General features: G+C 68.7%; 12 protein-coding genes. 4 read left to right on the plus strand and 8 right to left on the minus strand.

Annotation, left to right across the window (positions count from 1 at the left end; all coding sequences use genetic code 11):
- Positions 1-74 precede the first annotated feature (74 nt).
- Complete coding sequence (locus tag ACFVX4_RS25275) at positions 75-224, minus strand: hypothetical protein (RefSeq protein ID WP_389981086.1); 150 nt, start codon at positions 222-224, stop codon at positions 75-77.
- 82 nt (positions 225-306) lie between these two features.
- Here ACFVX4_RS25275 and ACFVX4_RS25280 point away from each other — a divergent pair, with 82 nt between their 5' ends.
- On the plus strand, positions 307-726 hold the full coding sequence (locus ACFVX4_RS25280; RefSeq protein ID WP_389981088.1) for a MerR family DNA-binding transcriptional regulator: 420 nt from the start codon (positions 307-309) through the stop codon (positions 724-726).
- Here the strand turns inward: ACFVX4_RS25280 and ACFVX4_RS25285 are convergent.
- The gene (locus ACFVX4_RS25285; RefSeq protein ID WP_389981090.1) at positions 680-889 is read right to left on the minus strand and encodes a DUF6207 family protein; all 210 of its coding nucleotides are present in this window, start codon (positions 887-889) and stop codon (positions 680-682) included. The two genes, ACFVX4_RS25280 and ACFVX4_RS25285, sit on opposite strands and share 47 nt — an antisense overlap.
- Before the next feature lie 219 nt (positions 890-1,108).
- Positions 1,109-1,708: a hypothetical protein gene (locus ACFVX4_RS25290; protein WP_389981092.1), complete on the minus strand. Its 600-nt coding sequence runs from the start codon at positions 1,706-1,708 to the stop codon at positions 1,109-1,111.
- A gap of 778 nt (positions 1,709-2,486) precedes the next feature.
- Between ACFVX4_RS25290 and ACFVX4_RS25295 the strand changes: the two genes are divergently transcribed.
- Entirely contained in the window at positions 2,487-2,618 is a 132-nt protein-coding gene (locus tag ACFVX4_RS25295) for a hypothetical protein (protein ID WP_389981094.1), read from the plus strand.
- A gap of 459 nt (positions 2,619-3,077) precedes the next feature.
- Here the strand turns inward: ACFVX4_RS25295 and ACFVX4_RS25300 are convergent, their stop codons facing one another.
- From ACFVX4_RS25300 to ACFVX4_RS25320, 5 genes are all read right to left on the minus strand, one after another.
- A complete protein-coding gene (locus ACFVX4_RS25300; RefSeq protein ID WP_389981095.1) occupies positions 3,078-3,503 on the minus strand; it encodes a hypothetical protein in 426 nt (141 codons plus the stop codon).
- A 942-nt stretch (positions 3,504-4,445) separates the two neighbouring features.
- Positions 4,446-5,774, minus strand: a complete 1,329-nt coding sequence (locus tag ACFVX4_RS25305) for a class I SAM-dependent RNA methyltransferase (protein WP_389981097.1) — start codon at positions 5,772-5,774, stop codon at positions 4,446-4,448.
- A gap of 100 nt (positions 5,775-5,874) precedes the next feature.
- Positions 5,875-7,923 (minus strand): APC family permease, encoded by a 2,049-nt coding sequence (locus ACFVX4_RS25310; RefSeq protein ID WP_389981099.1) that lies wholly within the window; start codon positions 7,921-7,923, stop codon positions 5,875-5,877.
- A 113-nt stretch (positions 7,924-8,036) separates the two neighbouring features.
- Positions 8,037-9,104, minus strand: coding sequence for a 1-aminocyclopropane-1-carboxylate deaminase (locus ACFVX4_RS25315; protein ID WP_389981101.1), 1,068 nt, complete (start codon positions 9,102-9,104; stop codon positions 8,037-8,039).
- Positions 9,105-9,153: 49 nt separating this feature from the next.
- The gene (locus tag ACFVX4_RS25320; protein ID WP_389981103.1) at positions 9,154-9,810 is read right to left on the minus strand and encodes a GntR family transcriptional regulator; all 657 of its coding nucleotides are present in this window, start codon (positions 9,808-9,810) and stop codon (positions 9,154-9,156) included.
- Positions 9,811-10,072: 262 nt separating this feature from the next.
- On the opposite strand from ACFVX4_RS25320, the gene ACFVX4_RS25325 reads away from it, so the two are divergent.
- Both ACFVX4_RS25325 and ACFVX4_RS25330 read left to right on the plus strand, forming a co-directional pair.
- Positions 10,073-10,741 carry a TrkA family potassium uptake protein gene (locus ACFVX4_RS25325; RefSeq protein ID WP_072485889.1) on the plus strand — a complete coding sequence of 223 codons (669 nt, stop codon included), beginning with the start codon at positions 10,073-10,075 and terminating at the stop codon, positions 10,739-10,741.
- Complete coding sequence (locus ACFVX4_RS25330; RefSeq protein WP_351087342.1) at positions 10,741-11,418, plus strand: TrkA family potassium uptake protein; 678 nt, start codon at positions 10,741-10,743, stop codon at positions 11,416-11,418. The genes ACFVX4_RS25325 and ACFVX4_RS25330 overlap by 1 nt, the downstream gene beginning before the upstream one ends.
- Positions 11,419-11,531: the final 113 nt, after the last annotated feature.

The following is an 11,531-nucleotide window of genomic DNA, read 5'->3' on the forward strand; positions in this document are numbered from 1 at the left end:
ACGACCGGGGATCAGGAAGGAACCGGCCGCACCACCAACCCTGCCAGCACCACCAAGCCGCTGTCAGCCCTCAACTACCAATGGGCAACAGGGTCAACATCCTGCTCAAAGACCGACAGGACGTCCTCTGCGTGCCGAACCACGTAACGCGCCACGACGCGCAGCTCGTCCATCGTCAGATCGAAGTCTCCGGACACGGTGTGCGTGCTCTGTGCCATGTCCATGAATCATATCGTTGAACGCTCGGTGGAGACTCTGCGACGAATCCTCCGCTCACCCACGTCGGAACCCTCAATCGGAGGTCACATGCGGCCCGTGGACCTGGCTCGTCGCCATGGCCTCTCCACGCAGGCGGTCCGCAACTACGAGGCCGCCGGCATCATCCCGCCGGCTCACCGCAGCCGGACGGGGTACCGGGACTGCACCGCCACTCATGCCGCCGGCCTCGCGGCACACCTGGCGCTCGTCCCTGCCTTCGGCTACTCGACCGGCCGACGCATCATGCATGCCGTCACCGGCGGCCAGCTCGACGAAGTACTGCGCAGACAGACTGTCCTCCTGCTCGGCGGTGATGGAGCGCACAGGAGAGCGGAGCTGCGCCCGCTCCCACCTCACCCGCCACGCACCCGGCGGCCGACTGGTCCGGGCTCCGGCTTGGTGCCTGGTGAAGGTGGTCGGTTTACTCGGCATGGAGCCGCCGGGTGTCCGCGTACATGCGCGCTTTGACTCCTTGTTCACCGGGCACTTTCCGTACGGGCCCGATCCCTGATGTGGCCCACTGCCGTTCGAGTGCGGTTATGACCGCGTGGGCGGTTGCTTCGTCGGCTGCGGTGATGTCGAGGACGACAAGCTCGGGCTCGCTGAGGTGCTGCGCGTGGATCGGTTCCATGCCCGTACGGCTGTACACCGCCCTTGTCGGCGCTTCCACGCACCTCAGCGGTTCCGAGCTGGATGTTCCGAGAAGGGATATCCTCGGGCCGGGGCCAGACTAGAATCCCGGCCCGATTACGGCGGGCCGGGATTCTGTGTTGTGCGCCTGACCGGAGGGCCCCGGCCCGATTACGGCGGGCCGGAGTTCTCCGGCATGCGCATCAGGCGGTCGCTGGTTTTAGTAATCGCCGCCCTCGCCCCTCTCGTCGTGGTGGCGCTTGATGACGCGGAAGCTGGCGACGACTCCGTTCTTGACCTTCACGCCGTCATTCATCTTCTCGTGGTGCTTCCCCTCGTGGCGCTCACCCTTCTCGAAGTTCTCGTCCTCGTCCTTGCCCGGGCGGACGTTGTTGGCGGAGCTGTGGGGACCGACGGTGGCGATGGGTGCGCCGTTGTCGCACACGGCTCCGCGGAAGACCTCGATGTCGTTGCGGCTGTCGTTGCGGATGTTGAAGCTCTTGGCGCCCAGCCCGCTGACGACGGTGATGCAGCCGTCGGGGCGCCCGGAGTATTCGCGCTCGTTGATGTGGATCCTGCCCTCCTCGTGATGGCGCTTGCCCTCGCGCTCGTTGCCCTCGCGCTCGTTGCCCCTGCGCTCGTTGCCTTCGTTGCCCTTGCCCGTGTTGCCGCCCTCCCCGCCCATGGGGGCCTGGGCGAGGACGGCGGCCGGGGCCACCTGGGGGGCGGGGACGGCGGAGGCGTAGGTGATGCCGATCGCGGTCAGTGCCGCGGCGGCCGCGACGGCCGTGGCGATCGCGTGGGAACGGGTCATGATCATGTCGCTTGTTCTCCTTCTCGGACTCAGAGACAGTCCCGCTGTGACAGCCGGTGCGAGATTGAACGTACTAACACCCCCCATTCCTGTCATATCGAGCAAATCGGGATCCCCGTTTTCGTGGGCCGATCGGGTATGCAGAGCCCCTTTGCGGCGCCCCGAAGAAGATCTGACTGACCGTCAAAATTGCGTTGAGCTTGGGAGATTGAAAGACAATTAGCCCTTGCAGGTGATCTTCTGACGTCTACTCACCCGCTGTGGCGGTGGGTCGCCGGGAAGTGTCGGCAAGTCGCTGCTTGACATATGGCCTGGCGTAGGTTCCAAGGAGGCCACATAGCCTCGCCCTCCCGCGCAGACCGATGTTCGTACTGTTCGGCACGTTGGGTAGGTACCGCGTTGCCATCTGCCCGCCTGCAACGTTGGCACCGCCGTTCCGCCGCAAGCAACATCAGTCACACCCCGCCAGATGATGGTCGGCATCCCAATGTCGGAGACGCGCTGACCAGGGTCGCGCGCTGCGCCTGTCTTCGATGCTTGGGCGTCGAGATCGACGGGCGAAAAGGCGGGGCGAGCAATTGCGGGTTGAGGGTGGTGTGCCGCCCTCGGAGAAAGTGGACGAGGCGGGTCGGCATGCGGCGCTTTCTTTGGGCATCGCACTGGCGCTCACCGAGGGCGGGGATTCACCAAGGCTGGCCAGGACCTCTTGGAGAGGGCTCCCGATCGCGTCCGGAGGGTCGCGGAGACCTTGCGGGAATGCCGCTATGCGCCGTACTCGGTCGTGGTGCCGGACGAGACGGCCGACTACGGGGATGTGATCGAGCGGGCTCAGTACGGCTGGGTGACGTCCGTCGACTCGAAGGTACGCGTTCCCGCAGTGAACCTCGTCAGGTCGGGAGTGACTGTCTCGGTCTGATCGGTGCCGTGCAGCGACACGAGCCAGCCACGGCTCGCGGTGTACGTGCCGGACCGAGAGATGGGCTGAATGGACAGAGCCCCTACCTCCTGCGGACGGTCGCGGATACCTGCCGCGCAGTCACCTGGTGGTGGTGCCGTCCACGGGCTGTAGGGCGTGGTCCCCAGTCCGGCCTTGACCCGCCGGTGGGATGAAGCTCGTGATCACCAACCGGCGATCACTCCGAGATTTCCCCCCGCCGTTTACCCATGTCAAGTCCGTTCGCCCCAGGGGCCGCAGGCTTCGTGCGCCGCGCAGGAGGGGTGCCCGTCGGCGACCCGCCCGGCACGGCCGGTGCCGTCTCCCGCTCTCCGCCGAACAGGCCTGGGCGCTGCTCCTTCAGCGCGGTCGCGGCGGCCGTCACCGCGTCCGTGTCCGAATCCTCCGGGACGGCGGCGCGGAGCAGCGCCTCGGCGTCGGTCAGGTCCGCGCCGAGCGCGCCGAGCCCCCAACGAGCGCCGAACGACGCGCGGCCTCCCGCTCCTTGGTCAAAGCCGCGGCGATGCGCTGCTCGGCCTCGGTGGCCTTCTCGGTCGCGACCTGCTCCCGGCGCTCGGCCTCGGTGAGCTGTGCGGCCTGGGCGTCCTTCTGGACCTGCACGAACGCCTTCAGGTCCTCGGGCTTGTTGGAGCCGAGACCGGACAGGAGCTCGTTGATCGCGGACCGACTGCCCTGCTGCTTCTCGCGGGCCAGGAGCTGCGACACCTCGTCCTGCGTGAACGTCCTCACGGGCGGGTTCGGCGACTGGGCGGGGTCGGGCTCGGCCGCGCCGAGGATCGAGTGGATGGGCCGGCCGTCCTTGCGGTAGCCGAGCACGGCGTGGGGGTGGGGCAGCAGGCGAGACACGGTGTCCTCCGGACCACTGAGCGCCCCCGCGCTACACACCAGTGTATGCGTGCGTTTGATCAGGTAGTCGAACCCGCTGCCTTTGCCGCAGCCCGCCGAGCCGCCCTGTCCGCAGCCCGTCAGTAAACCCAACCACCCTGGATACACCGCTCGTTTCGCTCGTTTGACAGACCCAGCCGCCGCCGTCGGATCATGTTCCGACGCCATGGCAGGGACCGGTTCCAGTGCCTCACGCGGTGCCGTCGGCGCCTCGGGAGCAGGCCAGTCGGCCAAGTCAGCGATCTTCGAACGCCGGGCAGGCGACTCTGCTATGTCATCCCCGTTAGCGAACACGCGCCGATTGCTGTCACGACACGGTTTCCAAGAGCAACGAACAAAAATGGCCAGCCAGCCATGGTCCGGACCCCGCTCAGCTCCACACACGCACGGCTGGGCCTGTAGACAGCCCTCGGAAACGCTCCCCCGAGCCCCTGGGCCCTCGTCCGCTTCGAAACCGGGCAGAGAGTGACGCCCTGGAGGCCGACAACGTCCCCACCATCCCGCCCGACCCCGGCGGCCTGATTCCGAAGATCCTGACGGTCCGGGCGCGGTCCTGGGGGACATCGGCGCCGGCCACGAACCCGCCTACGCCCACGACACGGCTCACCGGCTGCTCGACCCGGGGTACATCAAGGGTTCCGGGAACTGAGCTGCCAGCCGTGGTCCGAGATACCGATCCGGCTGGTGAGCGCTCCAGTGACCGGAGCCATGCGGCTGGCCCAGAGCCTCGGAGCAAGCGTCATCTGAGCGTCAAGAATCTTCCGGACGAGGCCCTGGAGTCGTCGCTGCGGCTGCTTCCACCATGAAATCGCAGGTCAGCTGCCTCCAGGGGAGGACTGACCGCTCGATCCGCTACCCGAAGGGAAACAGGTCGAGCGAACCACCTGTGCCACAAACCGCAGGTCAGGAGCCCTTCGCGGCCGGCTCGAGGATCGCCACGCACTCCACATGATGGGTCATCGGAAACAGATCGAACGCCCGCAGCGTCCGCACCCGGTACCCGCCCTCCCGGAAGTAAGCCAGGTCCCGGGCCAGGGCCGCCGGGTCGCATGCCACGTAGGCGATGCGGCGGGCGCCCAGGCCTGCCAGGTGCTTGACCGTCTGCTTGCCGGCGCCCGCGCGGGGAGGGTCGAGGACGATCAGGTCGCACTCGGTGATGCCGGTGCGCGGGAGGATCTGGTCGACCTTGCCGTGCTCGATGCGGACCCGGTCCAGGTCCTTCAGGTTGTGGCGGGCGTCCTCGACGGCGCGCTTGCCGGACTCGATGCCGAGGACCGCGCCCTTCTCGCCGATGCGCTGGCCAATGGCGCCGGCGAACAGGCCGACGCCGCAGTAGAGGTCGAGGGCCATGTCGTTCTTGCGGGGCAGGAGGCCCTGCATGACGGCGCGGACCAGGGTGTTGGCGGCCTGCGGGTGGACCTGCCAGAAGCCGCCGGAGCCGACCCGGTAGGTGCGGTCGTCGGCGCGCTCGCGGACGAAGGCGCGGCCGTGCACCCGGTGGACGCCGCCGTCGCGCTCGTCGACGCGCATCACCGAGACGGGCTTGTCGAGCTCGACCAGGGGCAGCCGGCCGCCGGGCCTCGGGGTGAGGATGACCTGGCGGTCGTGGGAACCGGTGGCGGCGATGGCCTCCACCGAGGCCATGCCGGGCCATTCCCGCTTCTCGATGCCGAGCTCCGTGACGCCGGGTGCCGCGATCAGGCAGCGCTCCACGGGCTCCACGTCGTGCGAGCGGTGCTTGCGGAGGCCGACCTTGCCGTCCTCATCGATGGCGTACTGGACGCGGGTGCGCCAGGCGGGTACCTCGCCCGACGGGAGCTTGTCGCCCTCGGCCGGCATGACCGTGCCGTCCCAGCCCGCCTCCTCGGGGGTGAGGCCCGCGAGGCGCTGGAGCTGTTCGGCGATCACTTCGCCCTTGAGCCGGCGCTGGGCGCCGGGCTTGGCGTGCTGCCAGTCGCAGCCGCCGCACTTGCCGGGGCCGGCGTACGGGCAGGGTGCCTCGACGCGGTCCTTGGACGCCTCGATGATCCGTACCGCGTCGGCGCGCAGGAAGCGGGAGTCGCTCTCGCCGTCGGTGACCCTGGCGATGACCTTCTCGCCGGGGAGCGTGTGCCGTACGAAGAGGACCCGGCCCTCCGAGGTACGGGCGATGCAGTGGCCGCCGTGTGCGACGGGGCCGACCTCGACCTCGTACTCCTCCCCGACCAGCGACGACGTGGGTTCGTTCTGCATGAGGGGGTGGCTCCAGAGATCAAGGGAAGAACGGCCGGACAACAACCTACGAGTCTACGTGGGTGTCGTCCGGCCGCTTACCACGAGCAGGCGGGGGCGGTCAGCTCTTGCCGCTGGGTTCCTTGGGCCTGCGCTCCACGGGGCCGCGGCGCACCGAGCCCGGCGCGTTCCATTCGGCGCGCTTCCTGGCGCGCTTCTTGGCCGCCTCGGAGGACTCCAGCTGATAGGGCACGGAGGTCACCATGACGCCCGGGGTGAAGAGCAGCCGCCCCTTGAGGCGCAGGGCGCTCTGGTTGTGGAGGAGGTGCTCGTACCAGTGGCCGACCACGTACTCCGGGATGTACACGCTCACGACGTCGCGCGGGCTCTCCCGGCGCAGGCCCTTCACGTAGTCGATGACCGGCCGGGTCACCTCGCGGTACGGGGAGTCGAGGATTTTCAGCGGGATGTCGATGCCGCGCCGCTCCCAGTCGTCCTTGAGCGCCTTGGTCTCGGCCGGGTCGACGCTGATGGAGAGTGCCTCCAGCTGGTCGGAGCGGATCAGCTTGGCGTAGGCGAGGGCGCGCAGGGTGGGCCGGTGGAGCTTGGAGACCAGGACGATCGAGTGGACCCTGGAGGGCCGGATCGTCTCGTCGGACGGGGTTTCGTCGGCGGCGATCTCCTCGGCGACCCGGTCGTAGTGCCTGCGGATCGCGGTCATCGTCCCGTAGAAGATCACCATGCCGAGGAGCGCGACCCAGGCGCCGTGGGTGAATTTGGTCGCGAGCACGACGACGAGCACCAGGCCGGTGAAGAAGGCGCCGAAGGTGTTGATCGCGCGGGAGCGCACCATGTGGCGGCGCTTGGCAGGGTCCTTCTCCGTCCTCAGGTGGCGGTTCCAGTGCCGGACCATGCCGGTCTGGCTGAGGGTGAAGGAGACGAAGACGCCGACGATGTAGAGCTGGATGAGCCGGGTCGAGTCCGCCCCGTAGATCCAGGTCAGCAGGATCGCGGCGCCCGCCAGGAGCACGATGCCGTTGGAGAAGGCGAGCCGGTCACCGCGGGTGTGGAGCTGGCGGGGCAGGTAGCGGTCCTGCGCGAGGATCGAGCCGAGCAGCGGGAAGCCGTTGTACGCGGTGTTGGCGGCGAGGAAGAGAACGAGTGCGGTGGCCGCCGCGAGGACGACGAAGAAGAACGTGCCGTCGCCGAAGACCGCGGCCGCGACCTGTGAGATCACCGGGTCCTGGACGAAGCCGGAGCCGACCGGGACTCCGTGGTTGATCAGGTCCTTTGCCGGGTTCTCGGCCATCTTCACATTGGTGGCCATGGCCAGGCCGATGATGCCGCAGAACATGGTGACGGCCAGCAGGCCCATCATCGCGAGGGTCGTCGCGGCATTCTTGCTCTTCGGCTTGCGGAAGGCGGGCACGCCATTGCTGATCGCCTCGACGCCGGTGAGGGCGGCACAGCCGGAGGAAAAAGCCCGCAGCAGCAGGAAGACCAGCGCGAAACCGGCGAGTCCCTGGTGTTCGGCCTTGATCTCGTAGCCCGAGGTCGGGGCGTGCATGGTGTCGCCGAGGACCAGTCCGCGGAACGCACCCCAGATGATCATGATGAAGACGCCGGCCACGAAGAGGTACGTGGGAATGGCGAAGAGCTTGCCGGACTCCTTGACGCCGCGCAGATTCATCAGCGTCAGGAGGACGATGGCGGCGATGGCGCACACCGTCTTGTGCTCGACGACGAACGGGATCGCGGACCCGAGGTTCTCCACCCCGGATGCGATCGACACGGCGACGGTCAGCACGTAGTCGACCAGCAGCGCGCTGGCCACGGTCAGCCCGGCCTTGGGGCCGAGGTTGGTGGTGGCGACCTCGTAGTCACCACCACCGCTCGGATACGCGTGCACGTTCTGCCGGTACGAAGCGACGACCGTGAACATCAGCACCACGACGGCGAGCGCGATCCAGGGGCTGAAGTGGTACGCCGACACGCCCGCGACGGAGAGCACCAGGAGGACTTCTCCAGGCGCGTAAGCCACCGAGGACAGCGGGTCGGATGCGAAGACGGGAAGTGCGATGCGCTTGGGGAGGAGCGTTTCTCCCAGCTTGTCGCTGCGCAACGCCCGTCCGATCAGAATCCGTTTGGGCACGTCGGTCAGTTTGGACACGCAGAGGATCGTAAGCGTTCCGTATGGAAGCCGCAGACGCACCACCCCCGTGGCCCCGCAATCTCCTGCGCCCGGCCGAAAAAGCCACGAAATCCTTAACGAAATCCTTGCACTCAGGCGTCCGCGAAAAGGGCGCTGTAACCATTCAATGCGGGCTGGCCGCCGAGATGCGCGTAAAGGACGGTGGAATCGCGGGCGATCTCGCCGCGCGCCACGAGGTCGGCCATTCCCGCCATCGACTTCCCCTCGTACACGGGGTCGGTGACCAGGCCCTCGGTACGGGCAGCGAGCCGCATCGCGTCAAGGGTCGTGTCGTCGGGGATGCCGTAGGTGCCCGCGTGGTAGCGCTCGTCGAGTTCGATGTCGTCCACGGTGAGCTCCCGGCGCACGCCGATGAGCCGTGCGGTGGCGGCCGCGATCCGGGCGATCTGCTCGCGGGTACGAGCGGGTTCGGCGGAGGCGTCGATGCCCAGTACGCGTCGCGGGCGGGCGCCCTCCTGCTCCAGTGCGGCGAAGCCCGCGACCATGCCGGCCTGAGTGGAGCCGGTCACCGAGCAGACCACCACGGTGTCGAAGAACACGCCGAGTGCGCGTTCCTGCTCGGCGACCTCGTACGCCCAGTTGGCGAAGCCGAGCCCGCCCAGCGGGTGGTCGGACGCGCCCGCGGGGATGGCGTACGGCTTGCCGCCGCCCTCCTCCACCTCGCGCAGCGCCTGCTCCCAGCTCTCCTTGACTCCGATGCCGAACCCGGCGCGCACCAGGCGGACGTCGGCACCGGCCAGGCGGCTGATCAGGATGTTGCCGACCTTGTCGTAGACGGCGTCGGGCCACTCGACCCAGCTCTCCTGGATGAGTACGCACTTGAGACCGGCGCGGGCGGCGACCGCCGCGACCTGGCGGGTGTGGTTGGACTGGACGCCACCGATGGATACGAGTGTGTCGCAGCCCTTCGCGAGGGCGTCGGCGACGAGGTATTCGAGCTTGCGGGTCTTGTTGCCGCCGTAGGCGATGCCGGAGTTGCAGTCCTCCCGCTTGGCCCAGACCGCGGCGCCGCCGAGGTGCTCGGTGAGCCGGTCGAGCCGGTGCACGGGCGAGGGGCCGAAAAGGAGGGGGTAGCGGTCGTACGAGGAGATGGAAGGGGAAGAGGAGGAGGACGGGGAGGTGGGCGTTGTGGTGGTCACGGGGACTCCCTGGCTCGGTGGTGGGGTGGGTGGCTCGTGGGTCGTCGGGCTACTCGGGCGGTTCGTCGGCGAGCTCTTCGAGCGCCTGCCAGATCTCGGCGGTGATCCGGGCCGCGGCTTCGGCGTCGCGCTCCGCGCACGCCTCGATCAGCCGCTCGTGCAGCTCCGCGGAGCCATGCGCGGAGCCGGCCGTGCCGAACTGCCGCCATTCCAGGCGCCGGATCAGAGGGGTGTAGCGCTCGACGGTGGCGGCCACGGCGCGGTTGCCGCAGGCCGTGACGAGGATGTCGTGGAGCCGGTCGTCGGCGCGCAGCGCGTCCGCCACGTCGCCGCGGCGGGTCGCGTCCCGGAACCGGTCGTTGGCCTCGCGCATCGCGGTGATGTCCGCGTCCGTGAGACGGGGCACGGCGGTCCTGGCGGCCAGTTCCTGCATGGCCCGTACGACGGCCGCCGCGTCCCGGACGTCGCGCGGCACCAGCCGGGTCACCCGGGTGTAGCTCTGCGGCTTGGACTCGACGAGACCCTCGCCACAGAGCCGGGACAGCGCGTCGCGGACCGGGGCCCGGGAGAGCCCGAGGCGTTCGGCGAGGTCGGCGTCGCGAACGGGGGCGCCGGGCGGAAGGTCACCGCGGACGATGGCGTCGCGGATCGCCTCGTAGGCGGTGTCCCGTAGCAGGGTCCGTCGGACGGGGCGCAGGGTCTCCATGAACTGACATGTTAGATGTCTGTGTGCTTCGCGCTCAAGGGTCCGTCCGTCAGCAGCCGCGATCTGCGGCCTTCGCCGTCCACCGGGCGGGGCACGGCGAAAGCGCACTCGGATGAGGCTTCGCATTCCCGGCCGCATAAGCTCATCCTGGGCAACGGGACAGACCGTTGCCCCGTTGTTTGCCCGGCAAGCTGAGAAAGAAGTGTGAGCAGGGTGTTTTCGCAGGTCAGCCGGACGACCAGGACTGCGAGGTAGGCGCAAGGTGCACATCGTCATCATGGGCTGCGGGCGAGTAGGAGCCGCTCTCGCGCAGACCCTGGAGCAGCAGGGGCACACGGTCGCCGTCATCGACCAGGACCCGACGGCGTTCCGTCGCCTCGGGTCCGGATTCGGCGGGCGGCGCGTCACGGGTGTCGGCTTCGACCAGGACACCCTCCGCGAGGCGGGTATCGAGGAGGCCGGTGCGTTCGCCGCGGTGAGCAGCGGTGACAACTCGAACATCATCGCCGCCCGAGTGGCCCGCGAGATGTTCGGCATCGAGAATGTCGCGGCGCGGATCTACGACCCCCGCCGCGCCGAGGTCTACCAGCGTCTCGGCATCCCCACGGTCGCCACCGTGCGCTGGACCGCGGACCAGATGCTGCGGCGGCTGCTGCCTTCGGGCGCCGAGCCGCTGTGGCGGGATCCGAGCGGCGGTGTGCAGCTCGCGGAGGTGCACACCACACCGTCCTGGATCGGCCACAAGATCAGCACGCTGCAGGAGGAGACGGGCGTCCGCGTGGCGTTCCTCACCCGGCTGGGCGAAGCCATACTGCCCACCTCGCAGACGGTGCTGCAGGAGGGCGACCTGGTCCACGTGATGATGCGTACGGACGAGATCGCGAAGGTCGAGGCGGCCTTCGCCGAGGGTCCTGAGGAGGGCGGTCACTGATGCGTGTCGCGATTGCCGGGGCCGGTGCGGTGGGTCGTTCCATCGCGGGCGAGCTGCTGGAGAACGGGCACGAGGTGCTGCTCGTCGACAAGGCGCCGACGGCCATCTCGGTGGAGCGGGTGCCGATGGCCGAGTGGCTGCTGGCGGACGCCTGCGAGATCACCTCGCTCGACGAGGCGGCGCTCCAGCGCTGCAACGTCGTGATCGCCGCGACCGGCGACGACAAGGTGAATCTGGTCGTGTCACTGCTCGCCAAGACCGAGTACGGCGTGCCGAGGGTCGTCGCCCGGGTCAACAACCCGAAGAACGAGTGGCTGTTCAACGAGGCCTGGGGCGTCGATGTGGCGGTCTCGACGCCGCGTCTGATGTCGGCCCTGGTGGAGGAGGCGGTGAGCGTCGGCGATCTGGTCCGGCTGCTGCGCTTCAGCCACGGTGACGCCAACCTGGTCGAGCTGACGCTGCCCCCGGAGTCGGCGCTGGCCGGCACCCAGGTCGGCGATGTGGCCTGGCCCGAGGACACCTCGCTGGTCACCATCATCCGTGGTCAGCGCGTGCTGACGCCGAGCACCGAGGAGACCCTGGAGGCCGGTGACGAGCTGCTGTTCGTGGCCGCGCAGGCGCGCGAGGAGCAGTTGGAGGACCTGTTGTCGGTGCGCCGGGGCGACTCGGACGACTGAGAGCCTGTCGGGCGGACGTACGGGGAGGGGGCCGGGAACACGGTGCCCCGGTCCTCGGGCCTCCCCCTCCCGGCGGGAGGGGCAGTTGCTCCAGCCCCTATTTTTTGAACTCA

Source organism: Streptomyces sp. NPDC058240 (assembly GCF_042882135.1).
In the GTDB taxonomy this organism is placed as follows: domain Bacteria; phylum Actinomycetota; class Actinomycetes; order Streptomycetales; family Streptomycetaceae; genus Streptomyces.